The following is a 26,215-nucleotide window of genomic DNA, read 5'->3' on the forward strand; positions in this document are numbered from 1 at the left end:
AACCGAACAGTTTGGATGGCAAGGCAATGATGTTGAGAAAGATCTTATTGAGTATTGGTTTTCTGTCGCTATTGTGCGGTTCTTCGGCGGGCATTGCCGGCGAAATGACGGCACGGCAGGTCGTCGAGGGCTTTCAGAACGAGCTGTTGGACGTGATGAAGCAAGGTAAAGCGCTTGGTTTTCAGGGGCGATACGAAAAATTGGATGTTGCCGTCAAGAAAAGCCACGACTTGCCGAAAATTGCTCGTATTGTCGTCGGCAAGCAGTGGGAGGAGTTGGCGCCCGAGCAGCAATCCAAGCTGGAAGAAGTATTCAGTAAATTAAGCGTGTCGGCTTACGCGCATAATTTCAAGGATTATTCCGGGGAATCGTTTAACTTCGTGTCAGAAGAGGAAACCGGTCGGGGTGGCGTGGTTATTCACACTAATCTGTTGATTCCAGGTGAAAAAGACGTCAAGTTCGATTACATGATGAAGAAAAAAGACGATGGTTGGCAGATTATCAATATAATAGCCGACGGCGTTAGCGATTTGGCTCTGAAGCGGTCCGACTACACAAGTGTGCTGAGTCGGGAAGGTTTCGATGCCTTGATCGCTAAAATTAACGAAAAGATCGATAGTTACGCGAAACAATAAGTCTGTTTTAGGAATTTCTGTAATGTTTAACCCCAGTTTTCAAGCGAAAAGTCAGGCTCCCCTGCTTTGGGCGCTGTTGGTTTCAGGCGCCTTGGCCGGTGGCGGATGCGCGACGACGGAGTCGCGTAGCGACCAAGCCGCCGGCAAGAGTAAGGATGTGTCTGGTTCTTCGAACTCCGTCGATCCGTACGAAGGATTCAACCGTTCGATGTATGGCTTCAACATGGGATTGGACAGGTATTTGCTCAAACCGGTCGCGGACGGTTACAAATACGTCACGCCGGATTTCATGGAAACCGGCGTCAGTAACTTTTTCAATAACCTTAAAGGCATCAACGTCGTGTTGAATGATGTTTTGCAAGGTAAGTTCGAACAAAGCGCGTCGGATACCGGCCGTTTTCTGGCGAATACCACATTCGGCGTCGCGGGTTTGTTCGATGTCGCCAGCGATTTGGGTTTGCAAAATAATGTCGAGGACTTTGGTCAAACCTTGGCGGTTTGGGGTGTCGATCAAGGCGCTTATTTGGTACTTCCGGTGCTGGGTCCTACCACGGTTCGCGACGGTGGGGCAGTCATTATCGATAAAGCCGCCAATCCGGGTACTTATGTGCCGGGCAGCGGCATCGTCGAAGGCATTAACGACCGCGCGAATGCCGAAGGCGCTCTGAATTTCATCGACGAAGCGGCGCTCGATCCTTATGTATTCACCCGCGAGTCATTCCTGCAGTATCGGAAAAACCTGATCAACGACGGTAAAGCCGATACCAGTAGTTACGATTTGGATGTCGACGCGGCGCTTGAAGAGACTTCGGGTTCAGAAGTCGAAAAAAAAAACAGTTCAGGAAAGCCGGCGCCGGCCGATAGCAGCAAAGTCGACCAACCGGTAGCCGCACCGGTCAAGTCCAGTGCCGTAGCAACGGCAGCGAGCCCGGCCTTCGAAAAAATGCTCAAATCCTTTGAGGAGGCCTCGGCTAAAATGGATAGGATTAGTAAAAAAAAAACCAGACACAAGCGTTAGTCTGAGCTGATTAGGTGTTTGCTAATAACAAAAAAGGCCGGTTTTACCGGCCTTTTTTGTTGGAAAGCCCTCGAATTAATAGTGCAGCAAGGAATGAATTTCGTACCCTTGCAAATTCCCTCTCCCGTTCAGAAAATCCAATTCGACGACGAAAGCGCATGCCACCACGCTGGCGCCGAGTTTTTCGATCAATTCGCAACTGGCCTTCGCCGTACCGCCGGTTGCCAACAAGTCGTCTATCAGCAGCACTTTATCTTTGCTATCGACGGCATCGATATGTACCTCAAGTTCCGCGGAGCCATATTCCAGATCGTAAGACACGCTTTGTACGTCGTAGGGCAACTTGCCGGGCTTTCGTAGCGGGACGAACGGAATACCCAGTTCCCAGGCAACTAGAGAGCCGAAAATGAAGCCGCGGGCTTCCATGCCGGCTACCGCAGTAATGTCGCGGCCGAGAAACGGATGTAACAGTTGATGTACAGCCAGCCGTAGCGTGGCCGGGTCCTTGACCAGTGGCGTGATGTCCTTGAAGACGATACCGGGTTTTGGGAAATCGGGAATGTCGCGAATTTTGTTTCTGAGTCTGTCCATTGTTGCCTGTTGTCTCAAGCGCAAAACGCCTCGATGCTGGCCAACAGGCCTTTGGCGTCGAGTCCGCACAAGCCGAGCAGTTGTTCTCTGGAGCCCTGCTCGACGAAGCGGTCGGGCAAGCCGAGGGTCAGGACCGGCATCAGTATCCGCTGCGCTTGCAGGAATTCCAGTACCGCACTACCGGCCCCGCCGGCAATGACGTTTTCCTCGACCGTGACGAACACGTCGTGGGTTTTCGCCAGTTCCAGAATCAAGCTTTCATCAAGGGGCTTGACGAAGCGCATGTTGGCGACCGTGGCACCCAGTTGCTTGCCGGCTTCGACGGCCGGGGCGACCATCGCCCCCCAGGCCAGGATGGCAATCCGGCCGCCCTGGTGGCGAATCTCGCCCTGGCCGATCTCAAGGTCGGTCAGGCGCGGATCGATCGCCGCGCCGGGCCCCTTGCCGCGCGGATAGCGCACCGAGGCCGGGCCATTGTAATGGAAGCCGGTGGTCAGCATTTGCCGGCACTCGTTCTCGTCGGCCGGGGCCATCACTAGCATGTTCGGAATGCAGCGCAGATAGCTGTAGTCGAAGGCGCCGGCATGGGTCGGGCCGTCCGGGCCGACCAGACCGGCTCGATCCAACGCAAACAACACGTCCAGATTCTGCAAGGCCACGTCGTGGATCAACTGGTCGTAGCCGCGCTGCAAAAACGTAGAATAAATTGCCACCACCGGCTTGGCGCCTTGGCAGGCCTGGCCGGCGGCCAGGGTCACCGCGTGCTGCTCGGCGATGGCCACGTCGAAATAGCGTTGCGGGTATTGCTGGGAAAACTCGACCAACCCCGAGCCTTCGCGCATGGCCGGGGTAATCCCCAGCAGCCGCTCGTCCTCGGCCGCCATGTCGCACAACCAACGGCTGAACACCTCGGTATAGGTCGGGTGCGGCGACGGCGCCGCCTTGGGCAGAAAATCCTGGGTCGGATCGAAGGCCGGCACGCCGTGGTAAGCCAAGGGGTCCTTCTCGGCCGGCGCATAGCCCTTGCCCTTCTTGGTGACCACGTGCAAAAACACCGGTCCGCGCAAATCCTTGAGCTTGTCCAGGGTCGACACCAAGATCTCCAGATCGTGGCCGTCGATCGGTCCGAAGTAATTAAAGCCCAACTCCTCGAACAAGGTGCCCGGCACGATCATGCCTTTGACATGTTCCTCGGCCTTGCGGGCCAACTCCCAAACGCTGGGCATGCTGGACAAGGCCTTCTTGCTTTCCTGACGGACCGACGAATACAGCTTGCTGGACAAAATCTTGGTCAGATAATTGTTCATCGCCCCGACCGGCGGCGAAATCGACATCTCGTTGTCGTTCAGAATCACCAACAGATTGGCATTGACGTCGCCGGCATGATTCATCGCCTCGAAGGCCATGCCGCCGGTGATCGAACCGTCGCCGATGATGGCCACCATCTTCTTATCCTCGCCGCGTAGCTGCGAAGCGATGGCCATGCCCAAGGCCGCGCTGATCGAAGTCGAGGAATGGCCGACGCCGAAGGCATCGTATTCGCTCTCGGCCCGGCACGGAAAGGCCGACACCCCGCCCAGGGTACGGATCGTGGTCATTCTGTCCTTGCGGCCGGTCAGAATCTTGTGCGGATAGGCCTGATGGCCGACATCCCAAACCAATTGATCGACCGGGGTATTGAATACGTAATGCAGCGCCACGGTCAATTCCACCGTGCCCAGGCCGGCCGCGAAATGGCCGCCGGAAATGCTGACGGTATGGGTCAGAAACCGGCGCACCTCGTCGGCCAACGCCTGGAGCTGCTCGGGCGCCAGCGCGCGGACGTCGGTCGGGCTGGCGATGGTGTTCAGTAACGGGAATGTTCCGGAAAGCGTCATGTCGTGATTGGGTTTCTTCGGATTACCGATGGCGGTCGTGTTGCGGTTCGATTAATGGGTGCGCTCGATAATGTATAAAGACAGCTCGCGCAGCAGATCGGCTTCGTCACCGAAACCGGCCAAACTTTCGACGGCTTGCTCGTGCAGCTCTTGGGCTTTTTGTTTGGCGCCGGCCATGCCCAGCAACGCGGGGTAGGTCGGTTTATCATTGTTCACATCCTTACCTTGGGTTTTGCCCAAGGTGGCGGTGTCGGCCTCGATGTCGAGTATGTCGTCCTTGACCTGAAACGACAGGCCTATGCATTTAGCGTAATGATCCAGTTTTTTGGCGGTATCGGTCGCTAAATCCGGTTTGGAGAGCGCGGCCAGATTGACGCTGGCCCGAATCAGCGCCCCGGTTTTATGGATGTGCATGTTCTCCAGCTCGGGTAACGTCAGTTTACGGCCTACCGATCCCAAATCAATGGCTTGGCCGCCCACCATGCCTTGCGAACCGCTGGCGCGAGTCAACGCCGCGATCATCTTGACTCGGGCTTCCGCGCCGACCTTGATGGCGGCGTCGTTGGCCAACACGTCGAAGGCCAGCGCCTGCAAGGCGTCGCCGGCCAAAATCGCGGTGGCTTCGTCGAAGGCTTTATGGCAGGTCGGTTTGCCGCGGCGCAGGTCGTCGTCGTCCATGGCCGGCAGGTCGTCGTGAATTAGCGAATAAACGTGGATGAACTCGACCGCGCAAGCTTGGGCGTCCAAAGCGTCCTCGGCAATGCCCAATGCTTGACCGGTTGCGTAAGTTAATAGCGGGCGGGTCCGTTTGCCGCCATCCAACACGGAATAACGCATGGCTTGATGCAAAGTTTGCGGCAGAATATTTTCGCCCGGTAGTCGAACGTCCAGAGCGCGTTCCACGCGATTTTGACAGGCGGTCAGGTAGTCTTTCAGTTTACTCATCGGTGAATGGCTCCAGGGTTTGTTGGCCGTTTTTTTCTAATAGGATGTGCACTTTTTGCTCGGCGTCCTGCAAGGCTTGCTGGCAGGTGCGGGTGAGCTTGATGCCGCGCTCGAACGACTTTAACGATTCTTCCAAAGAGATGTCGCCGCGCTCCATTTGCTCGACCAATTTCTCCAGTTCTTCCATCGCTTCCTCAAATTGGGATGCGCTTTTGCGTCTCGACATATAATGCGCTGATGTGCTCGAAAAAATGACCGAGCATTATAGTATGAATTAACCGCCATTTGATGAGTAACGATGACCCAAGAATATAACGCCGCCGCGATTGAGGTGCTGAGCGGCTTGGACCCGGTGCGCAAGCGCCCCGGCATGTACACCGATACCACCCGGCCCAACCATCTGGTGCAGGAGGTGGTCGATAACAGCGTCGACGAGGCTCTAGCCGGACACGCCGACAGTATCGAAGTATCCCTATACAAAGACGGTTCGGTTAAGGTGATCGACAACGGTCGCGGCATGCCGGTCGATATTCACCCAGAGCAAGGCATGCCGGGCGTGGAGGTGATCCTGACTCAGTTACATGCCGGCGGTAAGTTTTCCAATAAGAATTACCAGTTCTCCGGCGGCTTGCACGGGGTCGGTGTTTCGGTGGTCAACGCGCTGTCCGAGAAATTGTTGGTCGAGATCAAGCGCGGCGGCGGTATCTATCAAATGGAATTCGCCGGCGGCGACAAGGTCGGCGAACTGCAGCAGACCGGTACGGTCGGCAAGAACAATACCGGCACCAGCGTACACTTTTGGCCGGACGGCAAATATTTCGATTCCAACCGAGTCTCGGTCAGCAAGTTAAAGCACGTATTGCGGGCGAAGGCGGTGTTATGTCCGGGGCTGAAAATCGTGTTGGTGTCCGAGCTCAGCGATGAACGCATCGAATGGTGTTACCAGAACGGTTTGCAAGAGTATTTGTTGGACAGGGTCGGCGACGCCGAGATCTTTCCGCAACCGCCGTTCATGGCTAAGATGGCCGCCAGCACCGAAGCGGTGGAATGGGGTATCGTCTGGACGCCCGACAGCCTGCCGGAAGCCGTTGCCGAGAGCTATGTCAATCTGGTGCCGACCGCGCAAGGCGGTACCCACGTCAACGGATTACGCGCCGGTCTGACCGAGGCGATCCGTGAGTTTCTGGATTTTCGTAATTTGCTGCCGCGCGGCGTCAAAGTCGCCCCTGAAGACGTCTGGGAAAATTGTCATTTTGTGTTGTCGGTAAAACTCGAAGACCCGCAGTTTTCCGGCCAGACCAAGGAACGCTTGAGCTCGCGCGAGTGCGTGACCTTCGTTTCCGGCGTCGCCAAGGATACTTTCAGCTTGTGGCTAAACCAGCATCCGCAGGAAGGCGAGAAAATCGCCGAGATCATTCTCGCCAGCGCCCAGAAGCGCTTGCGAGCCGGCAAGAAGATCGTCCGCAAGAAAATCACCAGCGGTCCGGCCTTGCCCGGTAAATTGGCCGATTGTTCGGGGCAGGATCTCAGTCGAACCGAACTGTTTCTGGTCGAGGGCGATTCGGCCGGCGGCTCGGCCAAACAAGCTCGCGACCGCGAGTTTCAGGCCATCATGCCGTTGCGCGGCAAGATTCTAAATACTTGGGAGGTCGATTCCGGCGAAGTGATGGCTTCTCAAGAAGTCCACGATATCGCCGTCGCCTTGGGTATAGAGCCGGACAGTAACGATTTGCAAAACCTGCGCTACGGCAAGGTCTGTATATTGGCGGACGCCGATTCCGACGGCAACCACATCGCGACCTTGATCTGCGCGCTGTTTTATCAGCATTTTAGGGCCTTGGTCGATGCCGGTCACGTATTCGTGGCGATGCCGCCGCTTTACCGGATCGACGTTGGTAAAAAGGTGTTTTATGCATTGGACGAATCCGAACGCCTGGGGGTATTGGCGCGCATCGAAGCCGAAAAATTGACCGGCAAGGTCAATATTCAGCGCTTCAAGGGCTTGGGCGAAATGAACCCGTCCCAATTGCGGGAAACCACGATGAATCCGGACACTCGCCGACTAGTACAATTGACCGTCGCGGAAAACGACAATACCCGCGAGCAGATGGATTTGCTGTTAGCCAAAAAACGTGCCAGCGACCGTAAGAGTTGGCTGGAAGACAAAGGCAATTTGGCTGACGTATAACCGCGCCCAACAGGACTGAAATCATGATAGAACTCGGCAAACTCAATACTTTAAGCATCGTCAGCCATCGCGATGATCAATGCTATCTCGATGGCGGCGAATGGGGCGAAATCGCGTTGGCCGACTCCGGCGGGGCGGCTGGTAAGCCGGTCGGCGATCGCCTAACGGTTTTCGTCTATATAGACGGCAAGAATCAAGTCGTTGCCACCTCGCAAACGCCTAAGGCGCAAGCCGGCGAAGTCGCTTGGCTGAAAGTGGTATCGCTGAGTCACGCCGGCGCGTTTTTGGATTGGGGTTTGCCCAAGGATTTGCTGTTACCGTTCAGCGAGCAAAAAGGTAAGGTGATCGAAGGGCGTTTCTGCCTGGTGCGGCTGTTTCTGGATGAAGATAATCGGATTGCGGCGTCGATGCGTCTGGACGATTTTATCCAAGATGAGGCGTTTTATTATCAGGACGGCCAGGCGGTGGAGTTGATCATCGCCGAGCATACCGAACTGGGTTTTAAGGCCGTTGTCGATCACAAATACTGGGGTGTTTTATATAAAAGCGAGGTGTTCCAGCCGTTGAAAAAAGGCCAGAAGCTGGCCGGCTTCATCAAAAAGATACGGCCGGATCGACGGTTGGATCTGATTTTAACGCAAGCTAAATACGGCGAGAAAGTCGATAGCACCTCGCAAAAAATCTTGGATATCTTGGCGGAGCGCGGCGGTTATATCGCGTTGACCGACAAAAGCGACCCGCAATTGATTTACGACACCTTTGGCGTCAGTAAGAAGGTGTTCAAGCAGGCTATCGGCGGCTTGTACAAGCAACGCCGAATAGTGCTGGAGTCGGATGGGATCAGACTGGCCTGAGGCCTAGCCAACGGGGTGACGCCGGACGGAGTTGCCCGCCCGGCAGCAAACAGAGCTGTGGGACCGGCTCTAAACAGCGCTCGCGGTGCCTTAGGCTTAGGTCGAAGGATGGGCGGTTTCTACGATGACCTTGAGCTTGGTGCCGGGTTTTATATCGGCCTTGTTTTTAGGGACATTGTTCCACTTGCGCAGCTCGGTGACGGCGACGTTAAATTTCTTGGAAATTTGCGCCAGGGTGTCGCCCGATTTAACCGTGTAGCTGATTTGCTTGAATGCCGGTGCCGCCGAAGCGACAGTAATATCGCCGCCTTTTTTGACGGTGATTTTTTGACCAGGCTTCAGAACCGCTTTTTTCGGCAGTTTGTTCCAATTGACGATGTCGTCTCTGTCCACGCCTAAATGTTGCGCGACGCTCCACAGCGTATCGCCTTTCTTGACCGTGTAGATTTGCTTGCTCGGCGCGGCTTGGGTTGGCGCCGAAGGTTGCGTGGCGGCTAGGTTGCCGGTCGGTTCGTCGCGCAAGGCTTTGTAAGAGGTCGGTATCAGCAATACCTTGCCGTCGGCGACCGTTTCGCCGTCCAGGTGATTGACTTGCATGATCTCGTCCACCGACGTGTTGTGTTTCTTGGCGATGACTTTCAAGCTTTCGCGGTGGCCCACGGTATGGTGCATCCATTTGATGCGCTCTTCGTGGGGCAATTCCGCCAGCTTTTCCTTGAAGGCCGGGGCTTTGTCGACCGGAATCAGTAAACGGTGCGGACCTTCCGGATCGGTGCTCCAGCGGTTGAACCCTGGATTCAGCTTGAAGAAATGGTCCATCGGCAATTGCGCCAGTTCGGCGGCCTTGCCCAAATCCAGTTGCGATTTGATATCGACCAGTTCGAAGTACGGTTCGTTGGGGAATTGCTGCAAACTGACGTTGTATTTCTCGGGGTTGGCGAAGATCTTGGCGATGGCCAGAAGCCGGGGCACGTAGGCGGAGGTTTCGTTGTTCAGGTCCAGCGACCAGAAGTCGGTGGGTTGGCCTCGATCGAGATTGCGATCTATCGCGTTTTTGATATTGCCTTTGCCGGCGTTATACGAGGCCAGCGCCAGCAGCCAATCGTTGTTGAACCATTCGCTGAGCTCCTTCAGGAAGGTCGCGGCAGCTTGGGTGGATTCTATGACGTCGCGGCGGCCGTCGAACCAGCTGTTTTGTTTCAGGCCGTAGAGTTTGCCGGTGGGCGGAATGAATTGCCACAGGCCCGAGGCTTGGGCCGGCGACATGGCGTCGGGTCGGAATGCGCTTTCGACGGCCGGTAACAGCGCCAGCTCGCCGGGAATGTTTTTGGCTTCGAGTTCGTTCAGGATGAAGTACAGATAAGGCTCGGCGCGCTGTTGTACCCTGGTCAGGTATTCCGGATTTCTCAGGTACCAGTTAACCTCGCGATCGATTCGGGCGTTATCGATTTCCGGTAACGCGTACAATGACAGCATCCGGTCCCAGATAGTCGAAAACTCCTTGGTTTCGCTCGGTGATTTTTCGTTACGGTTGGCTTGGCCGTTGCGGGTAAATATCGAGAACTTGCTGCCGACGGCCTGGCCCAAATGGTCTTTTTTGGTGGACTGGCTACAGCCGGACAACAGCAGTATCGGCAGAATCAAAGACAGATGACAGGCTGTTTTTTTCGAAAATGAGCAGGGCATTGTCTGTACTCGCTAAAATAAAAAAATTAGATGCTAGCATGGCTTTCCCGATTAGCCAAAAAAACATGCTCTAAAACGGTTGGGGTAAATGAAGAGAGACTTTTTGTTCGCACTGTATCAGACGCCTAGGGGCAAGCTGTTGCAAAGCATGGAGGCGAGTTATTTGAAACGCTCGATCACGGTCAGTTGTAAGCAGACGCAATTGCAGATCGGCGGATTGGGTTGGGAACGGGACTTCGTGGATTGCTCGCTCTACCAAAATTATTTAATTCTGGATGCCAAGCGTCTTGGTAGCGCCGAGGCGTTAAAGGTAACCGCCAAGGCCTACAGCTTGCCGATACAGACAGAGTCGATGGACTTGGTGATATTGCCTCATTTGCTGGAATTCGATGCCCAGCGTTTTCGAACCCTGCGGGAAGTGAATAGAGTGCTAAAACCGGGCGGTGAGTTGGTAATGCTGAATTTCAATCCGTTCAGCCCGTCGGTGCGCTTTCAATTCGTTTGGGACCGCAAACTGGCCGATTCCTGGCGCGCGCATTTCATCAGCCGCGCCCGGCTGTTGGACTGGCTGAAACTGCTGAATTTCGAAGTCTTGAACACCGTGGAATTTGGCTTGGACCGTTTTACGATCACCCACGGCCAATTTCGGACCGGTTATCCTTCGTTGCTGACGATGGCTTACGGTGTCAAGGTTGTGAAGCGTCAGTATTCTCTGATTCCGTTGGCGGCGGAATTTAAGCGCAAAGCCGGTTTGGCGACCGCCGGAGCCGGCGTCGAAAATCGATTACCGAATTACTAAAACAAATTAAATCATGAGCGAGTTAGTTGAAATCTATACCGACGGCGCTTGTCGCGGCAATCCCGGTCCGGGCGGTTGGGGGGTTTGTCTGCACTATAAAGGCAAGCAGAAACTGCTGCACGGCGGCGACCCGGAAACCACCAATAACCGGATGGAGTTGATGGCGGCGATTCAGGCCCTGGAAGCGTTGACGCACGCTTGCAACGTGCGTTTGCATACCGATTCCAAATACGTGTTGCAGGGTATTACCGAATGGATGGTCAATTGGAAGAAGCGGTCCTGGAAAACCTCGGCCAATCAAGCGGTCAAGAACGAGGATTTGTGGCGGCGGCTCGACGCGGCGATCCAACGCCATCGCATCGATTGGGTATGGGTGAAGGGCCACTCCGGCAACGACGGCAACGAGCGGGCGGACCGCTTGGCCAACCAAGGCATCGACGAACTCAAGCGCCGATGAATGCCGTCGGGCTATCGGTGGGCTTGGTGGCCGGCGACGATGGCGGGCAAACGGCCCCCAATGCGGAAGTCGCGTCCGCCGAATGGTCGGTTTACATTGTGTTGTGCCAGGACGGCAGTTTGTATACCGGAATCAGCACCGACGTGGCGCGCCGCTTCGACGAACATCGGAACGGGCGCGGCGCTAAGTTTTTTCGGAGTCGAATTCCGCTCGCGGTTGCCTATCGCGAAGCCGGACACGACCGCGCCTCGGCGTCTCGGCGCGAGGCCGCGATCAAGAAGCTGTCCAAGCCGCAAAAACTGGCGTTGATCGAAGCGGCGGGCGGGCGTGAAACGCTGTAAACCACTGGGATTGGTAGCCTAGCCGATACCTGGTCCGGTTGCCGGTCGTTATTTGGGCGCTTTGTACGGCCACGGCGATTCGGATTTGTAGCCGTCGGTCAAAGTCTTCAAAAACGCCACCAAATCGTCGATTTCCTTTTTCTTCAGGTTCAATGCGCCGAGCTCGGCATGGTTGACGTTGGTATTTTCCTCGGGAGCCGGCCAACACTTTTTCGACAAGGCGGTCGCTTCCAGCGTTAACGTATTCCCGCAACGTTTTTTGATGTCGCGGTTGCTGTACAACTCAACCGCGCCTCGCAGGGTTTTGAAATAGCCGTTGTGCATATAAGGTCCGGTGACCGCGACATTGCGCAGGGTCGGCACTTTGATTTTGCCGAGTTCGGCGTTGAGGTGCAGGCGGCCGCCCAGACCCTCGTCGATGAAGGTCGCGCCTTCCGGGTTCAATTCCGCGCTCAAGGTATAAAACAAGTTCGCCGGGTTCTTCGGCACGCCGAGGTTATCGTAACTGTGGTCGGTGAATAGCGGCGGAGTGCCGTCGGCCAGTGGGCGATTGGGGTGGCAGGCCGCGCAATTGCCTTTGTTGCCGGCTTCAAAGAGTTGCAAGCCGCGTTTTTCCTGAGCAGTGAATTTGGCTTTGCCGAATAAGTAAAAGTCGTATTTGGACGTAAAGCGGTTGAATACCGGACTGCGCTCGAACTCGGCAATCGCGTCGGCGATCCTGTCGTAGGCGAGGTCGACGTCGTCCAGCGCGCCGTTGCCGTAAACGGTGTCGAACATCGCGGCATACGCGGCGGAGCGGACCTTGGACACGACCGTCGCGCTATCGGGGTTGGCCATTTCCACGGGGTTTAAAAACGGCCCCTTGGCTTGGTCTTCCAGCGTCGCGGCTCGGCCGTCCAGGAATTGGCCGCCGATGTAAAGACCCGAGGCGCGGTCGTAATAAAACGCTGGGGCGTAACCGGAATACATCGCGGTCGGCGTGTTCCGGTTGCCCTGCAAATTGCTCAGTACGCCTTGCGATGTCGGCGAGTTTTTGTCCGGGTCGGTAAAGGCGAACGCCGGATCGTGGCAGGTAGCGCAGGCCTGGCCGGCCGGTTCGGATAGATTGGTGTCGAAAAATAACTGTTGGCCCAGTTGCGCCTTGGTACTGAGATTGCCGGCACCGGGCAGAACCGGAATGTCGGCCCCGGCAGTCGCGGCGAAGCAAGCGGCGGCGAGGGTAGTAAGCAGCGAAAATAATTTCATGATCGTATCTCGTGGGGACCGTTTCGCGCGAGGCGAGCGCACCCGAGGCGGCGGATGTTGGTCAGGTCGCCGCCCCGTCGCTGTGGTTATTATTAATAGATAAAGCCGAAGCCTAGATTGAACTCGTCGCCGAACGGTACGCCGGCCGGGACCAGTTTTCGATCGCGGATGTTGCGGTAGTCGGCCTTGATGACGACGTTTTCTATGGGTTTGTAGCTGAGGCCAGCTTGATAAATCCAACGATCGAGGCCGCTGCCTTTCTCGAAACCGCTGGCGACGGCGGCGACGGTGTCGTAACGCTCGACCCGGACGAATGGCGCGAGATATTGGCTGCTTTCCTTCCAGACGAAGGGCATGATGTCGTGGGCGGCTTCGAGGTACCAGCCGAAACTTTCCTTGCCGATTGGGCCGTCGCCAGCGATGATCGGATTCAGGAATTCGGTGTTCTCGATGCGGCTCCAGGCCCCCAAGGCGCGCAGTTCCAGGCCGCGGTATTTGTATTGCAGATGGCCTTCGTAGAGTTGGGTATAAAAATCCACGCCCTTGCCGTCGAAGTCGACCAAATTCTTTTGACTGCTGTTGCCTTGAAACGTCGAAGCACCCACCATCAAGCCCGGCACAAAATTCGGCGAATAGTCCAGGCGGGCGGTGAAGGCAAAATCCTCGGCCTGGGCGTTGCTGCCGCCGCCTCTACCTTCCTTGATACCGATATTGGAGAAATTCGCGGCGTTCAGGCCGTTGACGGCGTAGGCCCGATATTCCAGGCCCGGCAAGATCTCGCCGAACAGGCCGGCGCCCATTTCTCGCCAAGTGGAAGGGATGATGTAGCGCTCGACGTCCGGGCGGTGATTGCCATGGTAGGTGGTCGGTTCGTGCATTTCGTTGATAAAGCCCATCGGCATCAACATCAAGCCGGCGCGAACGTTGTATTTGGGATTCAACAGGAAGTCCAGTTGCGAGAACTCGACGGAAATTTCGCCTTTTTCCTCGGCGCCCTCGCCGGTCGAGGCGTGTTCGAATTCGAATTCGTTGTTCAGCACGATCCAATCGTTGAATTTGTAGCCCAGGTAAATGACGGCGCGCTCCAGGTCGGCGGTGTCTTTGTTGGTGGCGCTGTCGCCGCGCGGATCGGCGTAATTGGTGTACATCGCTTCGCCGTACCCGCCAATCGAAATGCCGCGATTGACCCGGTAGACGTTGGATGCGGCCGGACCCAGGCCGTACTGGCTCTTGTATTCGCGAGACTCCGGGATGAACAATTGGGTTTTCAGGCGCTCGACTTCGGTTGCCAGCACATCGGTTTTGCGTTCGAGTTCGCCGCTGGGTCCGGTCTTTCCGTTAACCGCCGGTGCGGATTGCGCTGCCACTAGGGTGGTTTTTTGTTGTTCCTTCAACGTGTTGACTTCCTGCTGCAAGGCCTCGTTTTGGGCGGTTTTCGCCTTCAACGCCTCGATTTCCTTTTGCTGTTGTTGAACGATTTTCCACATCTCCTCCATCGTGTTCGGTATTGGCGGAGCGGCATCGGCGGAACCGAGCGCCAAGCTGATTGCCCCAGCGAGGCATGCGGACGGTTTGAATTGTTTGCAAATAATCATCGGATAACCCCTTGATAGGATGTTGAGCAATAAGGTGAGTTTTTCAAATAATAAATGCCAAGCATTCTCATTTGCAAGGAATATTGCTAGGCCCCCTGTGGTAATTTACGAGCTACACTGGTTTGTCCGAGCGGGAAATGAGGCAAAAAAGATGGAGTAGGCTGACCGCTGGTGGACGATAAGGTTGGAAATGGTATGGGGAAAGGTTTGGCAAATCGGTCGGCTGTCTCTATCATAGCCACCCTTTATTTGCGGGAACCGTAGTGAATATTTTTAGCCTGATCAGATCATCAATAGCGTTGATTGTCTTGCTGACCGCCGCTAGTTCGGCGCTGGCGACGGTGTATTACAGCAAGGCGGAAGCGCTGAAACTGGCCTTTGCGGAGGACGTCGGTGTCGAAGTGCTCTCGCTGTTTCCGACGCCGGAGCAGGTTACGGAAATCGAACGACTGGCTAAAGTTAAGCTCGATTCCAATCTGATTAGTCTGCATGTCGGTAAAAAACAGGGCCAGATTGTCGGGTACGCATTGATTGAGTCCCACACCGTAAGAACGCAGCCGGAAACTCTGTTACTGGTCTTGAACCCCGATGGCCGCTTACGCAACGTGTATACTCTGGCCTTCCATGAGCCGACCGAATACCAGCCGCCTGAACGTTGGTTCGCGCTATTGACTAACCGCAGCCTGGAAGATTTGAGCTTCGACAAAGAAGTTCAGGCCGTGGCCGGCGCCACCTTGAGCTCGCGGGCGGCGTTAAATAGCGCCAGAAAACTGGTCGCCATCTTCGAAGTCCTGTTGAAACCAGCAAAACCCTAATGCGATTTTTTGTGACCGGCGAACAAAACCGCCAATTGTTGATCAATTCCTTGATCCTGATGTTTTTGGCCTACGTGGCGCTGTTGTGGGTCAGTAACGGCTTGATGTATTTTCATAAGATGAGTTTGACCACCGACTCCGTCGTTACTTTCTATCTGGGTTCGGAAGAAGCCTTCACCCAGCCCAGAAGCTATCAAAGTCTGCTCGAAGTCACCCACTTTCATCTTTTTGCGATGGGCATGCTGGTGCTGACCTTAACGCATCTGATGCTGATGACCTCGTTACCGACTTTGTTGAAAGTGTGGTTAAGCGGCATCATTTACGCGGCGGCTTTGGCCGACGAAGCGGCCGGTTGGCTGGTCAGGTTTGTTGACCCACGTTTCGCCTATTTTAAGATTGCCGCGTTTCTTACCCTGGAAGCGTCGCTGCTGGCGCTGATCGTCATAGTCTCGATTTCGTTGATCCAGTCCCGACAGCGTATTCAGTAACGCGGAACGAATCCGGCCGGCTCAATCCACGCGCATTCTAAATTTCATTAACAGCGGGTAACTATGAACAAGCATTTACAATTGGTTAAGGAATTTCATCGTCAATTCGGCATTTCCCAACCCGATGACGGCGATTTAGCGCATCTGTCAGACATGGATATCGTCATGCGCCAGGCGCTGTTGTTGGATTGTGCCAGCCACACCTTCAAAGCGGTCGCTGGCGGTGACTTGCTGAAAATACTGGCGGGTTTGGTCGATTTGGCGTTCAACGCCTTGGCGGCGATTGCCTGTCGCGGCGACGAGGTGGTCACGGTGTCGGTCAATTGGCGCCAGGACGGCTCGGTATTGTCGTTGATACGAGCCTTATCCGATAAAGTTCAACAGTGCGTCTCCGGTGAAACCGTGCACTACTCGGCCTTGTATGCGTTATGCGGGCATTTGGCGCAACGCTTCGTGAACGCCGATTTCGATCAGGCGTTTCAGTTGGTCCACGGCCATCTGATGGCAGGCATGGACGATAGCCAACCGGTCGATCTGAGTCCGGCATTGTTCGAATAAGGCAGAAGAGGGCCGCGATGCGCTACTCCTTGGGATTTGTCGGCATCGGCTTGATGGGTAGGCCGATGGCCTTGCGCTTGCTGGATGCGGGGTTTACCGTGCATGTCTGGAATCGCAGCCCGGAAAAGCTGAGCGATGTTGCCGCCGCCGGTGCGGTTGTGTGTGCCAGCGTTGCTGAGTTGGTCGCCAATTCCGATGTGATCTTGCTGTGTCTGGCCGATAGTGCCGCCGTGGAAAGCGTCGTGGCCCAAGGCGTCATCGCCGCCGGCAACGCCCAGAAATTGTTGATCGACCTGTCCAGCATTCATCCGGACGTGACCCGGCGTTTGGCCGCCGCGGTCAAGGCCGGTTGCGGCATGCGTTGGGTGGATGCGCCGGTGTCCGGCGGCACGGTCGGTGCCGAAGAGGGCAGTCTGGCGATCATGGCGGGCGGCGAAGCGGACGATATCGATGTTGCCCGGCAGGTGTTACGACCACTTTACAGTCGCTTAACCCACATGGGGCCGGTCGGCAGCGGCCAGATTACCAAAATCTGCAATCAGATGATCGTCAGTTGCAATGTGCTGGTCATCGCCGAAATGATGGCGCTGGCTCGGGCGGCCGGGGTCGACGCCGAGCGGATTCCGCAAGCGCTGGCCGGCGGCTTCGCCGATTCCAAACCGCTGCAAATTGTCGGTCCGGAAATGGCGGAGAATCGTTTCGAGCCGGTGAAATGGCGGGTAGGCACGCTATTGAAAGACCTGACGATGGCGGCGGATATTGCCGGCCAAGCGGGTTCTGCGGTACCAATGTCCGGTCTGGCCGCGCAACTGCTGCGGCTCCACGCCGGTCGCGGCTTTCTGAATCAAGATCCGGCGACCTTGATCAAACTTTACCGCGAGACTTGATAGGCGATGTTGCGTTTTTCGGCCAATCTCAGTTTGTTGTTCGACGAATACCCACTGCTCGAACGGTTCCAGGCCGCGCGCCGCGCCGGTTTCGACGCTGTCGAAATCCAGTTTCCCTACGATTTGCCGGCCGAAGCGATCACCGACCAATTGCAGTATCATGATTTGCGCCTGGTGCTGTTCAATGTCGACGCGGCCACTTTGTTGCAGGGCGGCGAAGGCCTCGCGGCTGTACCGGAGCGCGTCGCCGAGTTTCGGCGAGCGGTGGCGCAAGCCTACCGTTACGCCCAAGTGTTGCGACCGGCGTTCGTCAACGTGCTGCCGGGCCGGTGCTTGACTGCCGAGTGCCGACCGGCGTATTGGCAAACCTTGCTGGATAATTTGCGATTCGCGTCTGACCAGTTTGCCGAATTGGGCGTCGAGACAGTGTTCGAGGCGATCAACACCTTCGACATGCCGGGTTTTTTGGTCGACAGCGGCCGACAAATGCTGGATATCCTCGATCAAATCGGCCATCCGCATTTAAAAATGCAGTACGACATTTATCACATGACCCGGATGGGCGAGGATTGCGCGGCGTTTATCGCGGCACATGCCGAGCGAATCGGCCACATTCAGTTTGCCGACGTGCCGGGGCGGGGCGAGCCGGGGAGCGGGGCGGTCGATTTTTCCGCCATGTTCGGCGCGATCGCCGATTCAGCCTATCGCGGTTGGCTCGGCGCCGAATACCGTCCCTCCGGTGCCACGGCCGACAGTTTAGCTTGGCTGCCGGCATCGACGGTATAATCGACGGGATTTTCAATCCGGGGTAGGGCCATGACCGCACACAATTTTACGTTACATCATGCCAGTCTGTTGGTGTCCGATACCGAACAGTCCTTGCGGTTTTACCGCGACGTTTTGGGTATGCCGCAGACCGAGCGACCGGACTTGCCGTTTCCGGGTGCATGGCTGCAGATCGGTGCCCAACAAATTCATCTACTGGAGCTGCCCAATCCCGATCCCACCAGTGGACGCGCGGCGCATGGCGGCCGAGATCGGCATGTGGCGATGCATGTCGATTCCATAGATGCCCTCAGGGAAAGCTTGGAGCGGAGCGGTATAGAATTCACACTGAGTATCTCCGGGCGTAAAGCCTTGTTTTGCCGGGACCGGGACGGCAACGCCCTGGAGTTTATCGAGCGTCCGTAACGATGTCCGGACGTTTGGTTTGGGCGGCGTTGCTGCTCGGTAGTTTAGCCATGCTGTTATTGTTGGCCGGGTTTTTGGCGATGCAAGCGGGCTTGGCGTTGCTAACCGGTTTGCTTTATCTGCTGGGCGCCAAAATTTTACTGGTGGCCTTGGCCTTATGGGGCGGCCTAGGGTTATTCGGTTTGATTAGAGAGGTCAGTCGCGATCTGCGGGCATTTTGCAGCGAAACCGCGGCGGCTTTGCGGCGCGTCGCCGCGCTGGAACTGGCCAGGCGCGCAGCCGCGACTCGCCGGGCTTTGGAGTTCAAGCAGTTGCAATATCGGGCGGCCATGCGGCGCCGGCGCATCCTGGCGGCCGACGATCGCAAGCAGTTGCGGGAGTTGTCGGCGGCTGTCGAGTCGGAATTGTTGGCGGGCAAGGCTCTGTTGCCGGCCAAGCGTTTCAAAACGCTTAGGCGCGAATTGAAACATTGTCTGCGCAGCGGCGACGTCGCGGGCATCCTTGCGGTCCGCGAGCAAGTCTGATGGCGGCGATCGGGCGCTGGCTGAGCGCGGCGCTTTCATTTTGGCGGCGGGCTAGCGACGATCAGCTTGATTGGCGTTTGGCGCGCCAAGACTTGGCCGCCGAATTGCGCCGAAATCAAGCCGTCGCGGAGCAGGCGCTAGCCGCCCAGCTGCGCAAACAGGCTCAGCAATTGGCCCACGAGTTGGCAGTGAACAAAGCGCGCAACGCCAACGAACTGGCGATGGTCAAGGTTCAATGCCAGCAGGATTTAAAGGACTACCGGCAATATCTGGAATCGTTGGACAAATTGAAAAACTCGCTACGCGCCAGTTACGCGCATTTGCCGGAGGCCGTGGCATTTACGATACATCACCACGCCAAGCAGTTGTTGAACAGGATGTGGGACAGTGATGAACCGGAGGAAAAATTACGGATGGAGATGGCTTTGTTGCAATTCATGGCGGCGGTGCACGAGGACAGCCGCGCCGCGTTGCAGCAGGAGACGAGCACCGCCGGTATGCCGCAACGCGCGTTGGCGTTTATCGATGCGGATCGCGAAGGTAAACCTCTGCCGGATTAATGCCTTCGACGGGTGGCGCGGGGGCGCTCAGATCGGTTGGAAATATTCCTCGATATCCTTGACGTGCTTCTTGTTCAACGCAAACATCACCACATGATCTCCTTCCGCGAACACGGTGTCGTGATGTACCGGAATCACTTCCTTCTCGCGAATTAGCGCGCCCAGAATCACGCCGTCGGGCAGATTGACCTGATCGACCCGTAGACCGACCACCGAAGAGGCGTTTTTGCTGCGATGGGCGATCGCTTCGATGGCCTCGGCACTGCCGCCGCAAACCGAGCTGACGCCGACCACGTCGCCTTTGCGAACGTGTTTCAAGATGCCGCCTAGGGTTTCCAGCTTGGGTTGTATCGCCAAATCGATGTCGCTGCCGTCCAGCAATTTCAGGTAGGAGTTATTGTTGACCAAGCAGATGGCTTTCTTGGCGCCGAGCTTTTTCGCCAGCCCCGCCGAAATCAGGTTGATGCCGTCGTTATTGGTGATGGCGCAGAACAGATCGGTATCCTCGATCATTTCTTCCAGCAGCAGCGATTCGTCGGTGCAGTCGCCGTGCAAAATCATTGTGTTGCGCAAATCGTTGGCGATGTCCTTGGCGCGCTCGATGTTGTGTTCGATCACCTTGACGTGATAGTTGTTTTCCAGCGCTAACGCCAGACGTTTGCCGATGTGGCCGCCGCCGGCCAGCATGATGGATTTGATCGGCGATTCCAGTTTGTGTAAATCGATCAGGGTCTTACGGACCTTGTCGCGCGGGCAGACGAAAAACACCTCGTCGCCGGTGGCGATGACCGCTTCGCCGTTGACCGGAATCGCCTTGCCGTCTCGAAAGATCGCGGCAACGCGGATCATGCCGTCGGCCAGTTTTTCCTTGACCGCCTGGATGCGTTTGCCGGTCAAAAAGCCGGTGGCGACTACCTTGATCGAAAACAACCGCACCAAACCGTCGGCGAATTCGGAGACATGCAGCGCGCCCGGAAATTTGATTAGGTTGCGAATGGCTTCGGTGACTACTTGTTCCGGACTGATGACGATATCGATAGGAATACCGTTAGGTTGGAACAGTTCGGGGTGGGTCAGAAAATCGATGGCCCTTACCCTGGCGATGGTTTTCGGCTTGCTGTACAGCGTATTGATAACCTGACAGGCCAGCATATTGGTTTCGTCGCGGTCGGTCACCGCGATGACCATGTCGGCGTCGCGAATCCCGGATTGCTCCAATACGCTGGGATGCGTGGCGTTGCCTTCGACGGTGGCGATGTCCAGGCGCGCTTTAAGGGCCGTCAGCAAGTGCGATTTTTGATCAATGACCACGATGTCGTTTTCTTCGCTGGCGAGAGCGCCGGCTACCGATGAGCCGGTGACGCCGGCGCCGAGTATCACAATTTTCATACGGAGGAGGCGTGCCGGAAAATGGGTGGCGAGGTGGGAAAGTGAAGGAGAGAAATTATACCTGCATTGCCTGGCTTGTCCATGTTCCAGCGGTTTTGGCGTCGGTGGCATGGGCTTGTTTTCTAGTCAGCGCCCCCCCATAACGTTATAATCGCAAACTTTGGTTCACTCTAATACTGGAATTATCATGCTGGGGAAGCTGGTTAAAATGGTAGTTGGCAGCCGGAACGACAGGCTGATCAAGAAAAAGCGCAAAATAGTCAAGAAGATTAATGCGTTGGCCGCCGAATACGAAACACTGTCCGATGCCGCGTTAACCGCTAAGACTCAGGAATTCCGCGATCGCCTGGCACGGGGCGAAAAACTGGACCAACTATTGCCGGAAGCTTTTGCCACGGTGCGCGAAGCGTCCTCCCGAGTGTTCGGCATGCGCCATTTCGACGTGCAGTTGATCGGCGGTATGGTGTTGAATTCCGGCAAGATCGCCGAGATGAAAACCGGCGAAGGTAAAACCCTGATGGCCACGCTCGCGGCCTATCTTAACGCCTTGCCCGGCCGCGGCGTTCACGTCGTGACCGTCAACGACTATCTGGCGCGCCGCGACGCCGAATGGATGGGTAAGCTTTACGGTTTTCTGGGTTTGAGCACCGGCGTGATCGTTAGCGACTTAAACCACGAACAACGCCAAGCCGCATACGCCGCCGATATTACCTATGGTACCAATAACGAATTCGGCTTCGACTACTTGCGCGACAACATGTCGTTCAGTCTGGAGCAAAAGGTTCAGCGCGACCTGAATTTCGCGATCGTCGACGAGGTCGATTCGATCCTGATCGACGAAGCCAGAACGCCGCTGATCATCTCCGGGCAGGCCGAGGGCAATACCGACGTCTATTTGAAGACCAACGCGATCATCCCGCTGCTGACCAAGCAGGAAAAATCCGTAGATCCGGAATTGCAAGACAAAATGCCGGGCGATTATGCGGTGGACGAGAAATCGCGGCAGATACACCTGACTGAAGCCGGCTACGAAAAAGTCGAGCGTTTGTTGGTTGAACACGGCTTGATCGAGGCCGGTTCCTCGTTGTACGACGCGGCCAACATTCGTTTGATGCACTACCTGAATGCCTCGTTGCGGGCGCATATTTTGTTTCAGCGCGATGTCGATTACGTCGTTAAAAACGATCAAGTCATCATTGTCGACGAATTCACCGGGCGCATGATGACCGGTCGACGCTGGTCGGATGGTCTGCATCAGGCGGTCGAGGCCAAGGAGCGCGTTACCATTCAAAACGAGAACCAGACACTGGCCTCGATTACCTTCCAAAACTATTTCCGCCTGTACAACAAGCTGTCCGGGATGACCGGTACCGCGGATACCGAAGCGTTCGAGCTGAACAAAATTTACGGCTTGGAAGTTGTCGTTATCCCGACCCATAGACCGATGATCCGTAAAGACATGGGCGATTTGGTGTACTTGTCGGCGCGGGAAAAATACAACGCGGTCATCGAAGACATTAAGGATTGCGTCAAACGCGGCCAGCCGGTGCTGGTCGGCACCACGTCGATCGAAAACTCCGAGCGGATTTCGGCGATGCTGAAGCAACAAGGCATCCAGCACGAAGTCTTGAATGCCAAACAACATGAGCGCGAGGCCCATATCATCGAGTTGGCGGGTATGCCGGGCGCGGTGACGATTGCCACCAACATGGCCGGTCGCGGTACCGACATCGTGTTGGGCGGTAATTTGAACGCCGAGTTGGCGGCCTTGGGAGAAGATGCCGGCGACGGCGACAAGGAGCGGGTGCGCGGCGGCTGGTTGGAACGCCACGAAAAAGTCTTGGCGTCCGGCGGTTTACACGTGATCGGTTCCGAACGCCACGAGTCGCGGCGGATCGATAACCAGTTGCGCGGTCGTTCTGGCCGGCAGGGCGATCCGGGTTCAACCCGGTTTTATTTGTCGTTGGAAGACGATTTGATGCGGATTTTCGCATCTGAGCGGGTAGCTGGCCTGATGCAGAAGTTGGGCATGCAGGAAGGCGAAGCGATCGAGCATCCCTGGGTGACTCGGTCGATCGAGAGCGCCCAGCGCAAGGTGGAAAACCGCAACTTCGATATTCGTAAGGAAATTTTGGCCTACGACGATGTCGCCAACGATCAACGCAAAGTGATCTATTCGCAGCGCAACGAGTTGATGGCCGCCGAGGATATCAGCGACATCGTGGCGGCGATACGCGCGGATGTGCTCAACGACGCGGTGACCCAGTTCGTCCCGCCGAAAACGATGGAAGAACAATGGGATATTCGCGGTCTGGAACAGCATTTGTCGCAGGATTTTAACCTGAGCATGCCGTTGGTCGAGATGATGGCGCGGGACAAAACCTTGAACGAAGCCAAGCTGCGGCATTTGGTCGTCGAGAAAGCCGAGCAGGAAGCCAAGGCCAAGGAAGACAGTATCGGCGCTTCCGTGATGCGTCACTTCGAAAAATCGGTGATGCTGCAAGTCCTCGACAACAGTTGGAAGGAGCATTTGGCGGCGATGGACCAACTGCGCCAAGGCATACATTTCCGCGGTTACGCGCAAAAGGACCCCAAGCAGGAGTACAAGCGCGAGTCATTCCAAATGTTTACCAGCTTGTTGAATCACATCAAACAGGAAGTCGTGACTATACTCTGCAAGGTGCAGGTCAGTCGCGAGGAAGATGTCGAAGCGATCGATCAACAACGCCAAGCGCCGCAGGAAATGCATTACGAACATGCCGAGGCTTCGTCGCTTTTCGAATCCGGCGACGAAACGGCCGAGCCGGCCGACGAGAATGGGGTACCTTTTGTACGCGGCGATCGTAAGGTCGGTCGTAACGATCCGTGCCCTTGCGGTTCGGGTAAAAAGTACAAGCAGTGTCACGGTAAGCTGAGCTGATCGGGTTGACGGGCGGCTCCGCCAGTCGCCCGGCTCAAGTCGTCCGGTTTTGAGCGGATCGGATTGTTTGCCCGGCTTGCCGGGAGTGTATCGTCATCCATGTTTGCGCTATGGCTTCCAGAGATTCATTGTTTTACAGGGTAATCACGATGCCGCATAGAGTTTTTCATAAGAGCAATCCCGCTTCCGACATCACCAAGCTGCCCAAGTTGGGGATGGAAAAGAAGCATTTCATCTCCGATTTCAAACACTATTACAGCCATCGGTTGGGGCGAGACGAAAATTGCCGTTCGCCGCACTATGCCTACGAGGCTTTGTCGTTGACCATCAGCGACAGGTTGGTCGAGCGCTGGAAAAAAACTTACAACGTCTACCGCGATTCGGATTGCAAGAAGGCCTTTTATCTGTCGATGGAGTTTCTGATCGGCCGGTCCCTGAGCAACGCGATGCTGAATTTGGGCGTGGACGACGTGGTTACTCAAGCGCTATACGATCTCGGTTTGGAAGCCGAGGAACTGGTGGAGAGCGAGCCGGACGCCGGATTGGGTAACGGTGGCTTGGGTCGGCTGGCGGCCTGTTTCATCGACAGTTGCGCGACTTTACAGTTGCCGGTCACCGGTTACGGGCTGCGTTACGAATACGGCATGTTTACCCAGCAGATCGTCAATGGCGAGCAGGTCGAGCGGCCGGACCACTGGCTGCGGATGGGCAACGTTTGGGAGATCGAACGTCCGGAATACATGCATCGGATCAAATTCGGCGGCCGGACTCAAAGTCACATTGACGAACACGGCAATCGGCGTACCAGTTGGATAGAAACGCACGATATTCTGGCCATGCCTTACGACACGCCGGTACCTGGCTACAAGAACGGTACCGTCAATACTTTGCGGCTTTGGAAGGCAATCGCCACCGAAGAGTTTAATCTGCAGGAATTCAACGCCGGCGACTATGCCGAGGCGGTCGCTCAGAAGGTCACCGCCGAGAACATCACGATGGTGTTGTACCCCAACGATGCCAACGAAAACGGCAAGGCGCTACGCCTGCAACAACAATATTTGCTGGCATCCGCCAGTTTGCAGGACGTGATCGCAAACTGGGTCGGGCGGCACGGCAACAATTTCTCGAAGTTTTCCGAAAAGAATTGTTTTCAGTTGAACGACACCCATCCCAGTATCGCGGTTGCCGAATTGATGCGTCTGCTGATGGATATCCATGGGTTGTCCTGGCGCGATGCCTGGAATATCACCCGCAACACGATGGCCTACACCAATCACACGCTGTTGCCGGAAGCCTTGGAAAAATGGTCGGTCAATCTGATGCAAAGTTTGTTGCCGAGGTTGTTGGAGATCATCTACGAGATCAACGCGCATTTCCTGGCCGAAGTGTCGGCGCGTTGGCCGGGCGACGGCGAGCGCATGGCGAGAATGTCCATCATCGAAGAAGGCCCGACGAAAATGGTGCGCATGGCCTATTTGGCGATCGTCGGGAGTTTTTCAGTCAACGGTGTGGCCGAATTGCATTCCAAATTGCTGAAGGAAGGCTTGTTCCGGGATTTCTACGAACTGTGGCCAGGCAAATTCAACAACAAAACCAACGGCGTCACACCGAGGCGTTGGCTGGCCGGTTGCAATCCCGAACTGGCGGAATTCATCACCGAAACCATCGGCGATGCCTGGATCACCGACTTGTCGCAATTGGCCGAGCTCAAACCCTATGCCGACAACGCGGCATTTCGTAAAAAATGGTACGAATTGAATCGGGCGAGCAAGCAACGTTTGGTGGATTTCAAGAAATTCGAGTACGACATCGATATCAACGTCGATGCCTTGTTCGACGTGCAGGTCAAGCGGATCCACGAGTACAAGCGGCAAGTCCTGAACGTGCTGCATGTGATTCATCTCTACGACCGGATCAAGCGCGGCGATACCGACAACTGGGTGCCGCGTTGCGTGTTGATCGGCGGCAAGGCGGCGCCGGGCTATGCGATGGCGAAGAAAATCATCAAGTTCATCAACAATGTCTCGCATGTGATCAACAACGATCCGGATGTCGGCGACAAGTTGAAACTGGTGTTTTTGCCGAATTACTGCGTCTCGGCGATGGAAAAGATTTGTCCCGGCGCGGACTTGTCCGAGCAAATTTCGACGGCCGGCAAAGAAGCATCCGGTACCGGCAATATGAAGTTCATGATGAACGGTGCGCTGACGATAGGCACGTTGGATGGCGCGAACATTGAAATCCGCGAGGAAGTCGGCGAGGAGAACTTTTTTCTGTTCGGCTTGACCGAAGCCGAGGTGGAAGCGTTGCGGGGTCATTACGACCCGGAGGCGTACATCCGCGACGATAACGATCTGCAGCGGGTCATGTATTTATTGGAATGCGGCCATTTCAATCGCTTCGAACCGGGTATGTTCGACGACATTATCGCGTCGATTAAAAGCCCCAACGACCCCTGGATGACCCTTGCCGATTTCCGCAGCTACCTGGAAGCGCAGAAACGCGTCGACGCCGCGTACCGGGATCAAGAGCATTGGACGCGGATGAGCATTATCAACACCGCCGCCAGCGGCAAGTTTTCGACCGACCGGACCATCAGCGAATACAATCACGACATTTGGCACTTGACGCCGATCCAAGTCGAGGGATAGC

25 protein-coding genes are annotated in these 26,215 nt (G+C 55.9%); 17 read left to right on the forward strand and 8 right to left on the reverse strand.

Features of this window, described 5'->3' with window-relative positions; genetic code table 11:
• Nucleotides 1–29 precede the first annotated feature (29 nt).
• Entirely contained in the window at nt 30–635 is a 606-nt protein-coding gene (locus ACQE3E_RS07390) for an ABC transporter substrate-binding protein (RefSeq protein ID WP_427501644.1), read from the forward strand.
• 22 nt (nt 636–657) lie between these two features.
• Entirely contained in the window at nt 658–1,653 is a 996-nt protein-coding gene (locus ACQE3E_RS07395; protein WP_281022712.1) for an MlaA family lipoprotein, read from the forward strand.
• Between the two features lie 75 nt (nt 1,654–1,728).
• Here ACQE3E_RS07395 and ACQE3E_RS07400 read toward each other — a convergent pair whose 3' ends face one another.
• The 4 genes from ACQE3E_RS07400 to ACQE3E_RS07415 are packed head-to-tail and all read right to left on the reverse strand — an operon-like array spanning nt 1,729 to nt 5,292.
• On the reverse strand, nt 1,729–2,244 hold the full coding sequence (locus tag ACQE3E_RS07400) for an adenine phosphoribosyltransferase (protein WP_064026256.1): 516 nt from the start codon (nt 2,242–2,244) through the stop codon (nt 1,729–1,731).
• Between the two features lie 14 nt (nt 2,245–2,258).
• Nucleotides 2,259–4,121 (reverse strand): 1-deoxy-D-xylulose-5-phosphate synthase, encoded by a 1,863-nt coding sequence (dxs, locus tag ACQE3E_RS07405; protein WP_313728555.1) that lies wholly within the window; start codon nt 4,119–4,121, stop codon nt 2,259–2,261.
• Nucleotides 4,122–4,172: 51 nt separating this feature from the next.
• Nucleotides 4,173–5,066 (reverse strand): (2E,6E)-farnesyl diphosphate synthase, encoded by an 894-nt coding sequence (gene ispA, locus ACQE3E_RS07410; protein WP_313728554.1) that lies wholly within the window; start codon nt 5,064–5,066, stop codon nt 4,173–4,175.
• The gene (locus ACQE3E_RS07415; RefSeq protein ID WP_064031835.1) at nt 5,059–5,292 is read right to left on the reverse strand and encodes an exodeoxyribonuclease VII small subunit; all 234 of its coding nucleotides are present in this window, start codon (nt 5,290–5,292) and stop codon (nt 5,059–5,061) included. The genes ispA and ACQE3E_RS07415 overlap by 8 nt, the downstream gene beginning before the upstream one ends.
• Nucleotides 5,293–5,364: 72 nt before the next feature.
• On the opposite strand from ACQE3E_RS07415, the gene parE reads away from it, so the two are divergent.
• Complete coding sequence (gene parE / locus ACQE3E_RS07420; RefSeq protein ID WP_071157085.1) at nt 5,365–7,254, forward strand: DNA topoisomerase IV subunit B; 1,890 nt, start codon at nt 5,365–5,367, stop codon at nt 7,252–7,254.
• 23 nt (nt 7,255–7,277) lie between these two features.
• Nucleotides 7,278–8,108, forward strand: a complete 831-nt coding sequence (locus ACQE3E_RS07425; protein ID WP_064031833.1) for a CvfB family protein — start codon at nt 7,278–7,280, stop codon at nt 8,106–8,108.
• A gap of 96 nt (nt 8,109–8,204) precedes the next feature.
• On the opposite strand, the gene ACQE3E_RS07430 is transcribed toward ACQE3E_RS07425, so the two are convergent.
• Entirely contained in the window at nt 8,205–9,794 is a 1,590-nt protein-coding gene (locus ACQE3E_RS07430) for a lytic transglycosylase (protein WP_064031832.1), read from the reverse strand.
• Between the two features lie 88 nt (nt 9,795–9,882).
• On the opposite strand from ACQE3E_RS07430, the gene ACQE3E_RS07435 reads away from it, so the two are divergent.
• Genes ACQE3E_RS07435 through ACQE3E_RS07445 form a run of 3 tightly spaced genes read left to right on the forward strand, consistent with a single transcriptional unit; the run spans nt 9,883 to nt 11,391 of the window.
• Nucleotides 9,883–10,593, forward strand: a complete 711-nt coding sequence (locus ACQE3E_RS07435) for a class I SAM-dependent methyltransferase (RefSeq protein WP_071157091.1) — start codon at nt 9,883–9,885, stop codon at nt 10,591–10,593.
• A 13-nt stretch (nt 10,594–10,606) separates the two neighbouring features.
• Nucleotides 10,607–11,050: a ribonuclease HI gene (gene rnhA, locus ACQE3E_RS07440; RefSeq protein ID WP_064031830.1), complete on the forward strand. Its 444-nt coding sequence runs from the start codon at nt 10,607–10,609 to the stop codon at nt 11,048–11,050.
• Nucleotides 11,047–11,391 (forward strand): GIY-YIG nuclease family protein, encoded by a 345-nt coding sequence (locus tag ACQE3E_RS07445; protein ID WP_313728551.1) that lies wholly within the window; start codon nt 11,047–11,049, stop codon nt 11,389–11,391. Before rnhA ends, ACQE3E_RS07445 begins: the two co-directional genes overlap by 4 nt.
• A gap of 48 nt (nt 11,392–11,439) precedes the next feature.
• Here the strand turns inward: ACQE3E_RS07445 and ACQE3E_RS07450 are convergent, their stop codons facing one another.
• Nucleotides 11,440–12,636: a cytochrome-c peroxidase gene (locus tag ACQE3E_RS07450; protein ID WP_313728550.1), complete on the reverse strand. Its 1,197-nt coding sequence runs from the start codon at nt 12,634–12,636 to the stop codon at nt 11,440–11,442.
• Between the two features lie 92 nt (nt 12,637–12,728).
• Nucleotides 12,729–14,231: a hypothetical protein gene (locus ACQE3E_RS07455; RefSeq protein WP_313728549.1), complete on the reverse strand. Its 1,503-nt coding sequence runs from the start codon at nt 14,229–14,231 to the stop codon at nt 12,729–12,731.
• A 263-nt stretch (nt 14,232–14,494) separates the two neighbouring features.
• Here ACQE3E_RS07455 and ACQE3E_RS07460 point away from each other — a divergent pair, with 263 nt between their 5' ends.
• From ACQE3E_RS07460 to ACQE3E_RS07495, 8 genes are all read left to right on the forward strand, one after another.
• Nucleotides 14,495–15,046, forward strand: coding sequence for an FMN-binding protein (locus ACQE3E_RS07460; RefSeq protein ID WP_313728548.1), 552 nt, complete (start codon nt 14,495–14,497; stop codon nt 15,044–15,046).
• Nucleotides 15,046–15,534, forward strand: a complete 489-nt coding sequence (locus ACQE3E_RS07465; RefSeq protein WP_064031827.1) for a hypothetical protein — start codon at nt 15,046–15,048, stop codon at nt 15,532–15,534. The genes ACQE3E_RS07460 and ACQE3E_RS07465 overlap by 1 nt, the downstream gene beginning before the upstream one ends.
• A gap of 63 nt (nt 15,535–15,597) precedes the next feature.
• Nucleotides 15,598–16,092 (forward strand): nucleoside triphosphate pyrophosphohydrolase family protein, encoded by a 495-nt coding sequence (locus ACQE3E_RS07470; RefSeq protein ID WP_313728547.1) that lies wholly within the window; start codon nt 15,598–15,600, stop codon nt 16,090–16,092.
• 17 nt (nt 16,093–16,109) lie between these two features.
• Nucleotides 16,110–16,979, forward strand: coding sequence for an NAD(P)-dependent oxidoreductase (locus tag ACQE3E_RS07475; protein WP_427501432.1), 870 nt, complete (start codon nt 16,110–16,112; stop codon nt 16,977–16,979).
• Nucleotides 16,980–16,985: 6 nt separating this feature from the next.
• Complete coding sequence (locus ACQE3E_RS07480) at nt 16,986–17,765, forward strand: TIM barrel protein (protein WP_168032972.1); 780 nt, start codon at nt 16,986–16,988, stop codon at nt 17,763–17,765.
• Between the two features lie 30 nt (nt 17,766–17,795).
• The gene (locus ACQE3E_RS07485; protein WP_168032974.1) at nt 17,796–18,170 is read left to right on the forward strand and encodes a VOC family protein; all 375 of its coding nucleotides are present in this window, start codon (nt 17,796–17,798) and stop codon (nt 18,168–18,170) included.
• Between the two features lie 2 nt (nt 18,171–18,172).
• A complete protein-coding gene (locus ACQE3E_RS07490) occupies nt 18,173–18,694 on the forward strand; it encodes a hypothetical protein (RefSeq protein ID WP_071157107.1) in 522 nt (173 codons plus the stop codon).
• Nucleotides 18,694–19,254, forward strand: coding sequence for a hypothetical protein (locus tag ACQE3E_RS07495; protein WP_064031821.1), 561 nt, complete (start codon nt 18,694–18,696; stop codon nt 19,252–19,254). The genes ACQE3E_RS07490 and ACQE3E_RS07495 overlap by 1 nt, the downstream gene beginning before the upstream one ends.
• Nucleotides 19,255–19,281: 27 nt before the next feature.
• Here ACQE3E_RS07495 and trkA read toward each other — a convergent pair whose 3' ends face one another.
• Nucleotides 19,282–20,643 carry a Trk system potassium transporter TrkA gene (gene trkA, locus ACQE3E_RS07500; RefSeq protein ID WP_064031820.1) on the reverse strand — a complete coding sequence of 454 codons (1,362 nt, stop codon included), beginning with the start codon at nt 20,641–20,643 and terminating at the stop codon, nt 19,282–19,284.
• 187 nt (nt 20,644–20,830) lie between these two features.
• Here trkA and secA point away from each other — a divergent pair, with 187 nt between their 5' ends.
• The gene (secA, locus tag ACQE3E_RS07505) at nt 20,831–23,563 is read left to right on the forward strand and encodes a preprotein translocase subunit SecA (protein WP_313728541.1); all 2,733 of its coding nucleotides are present in this window, start codon (nt 20,831–20,833) and stop codon (nt 23,561–23,563) included.
• A 149-nt stretch (nt 23,564–23,712) separates the two neighbouring features.
• Nucleotides 23,713–26,214, forward strand: coding sequence for a glycogen/starch/alpha-glucan phosphorylase (locus tag ACQE3E_RS07510; RefSeq protein WP_281022729.1), 2,502 nt, complete (start codon nt 23,713–23,715; stop codon nt 26,212–26,214).
• Nucleotide 26,215: the final 1 nt, after the last annotated feature.

This window comes from Methylomonas sp. MED-D, from assembly GCF_050276835.1.
GTDB lineage: Bacteria > Pseudomonadota > Gammaproteobacteria > Methylococcales > Methylomonadaceae > Methylomonas > Methylomonas koyamae_A.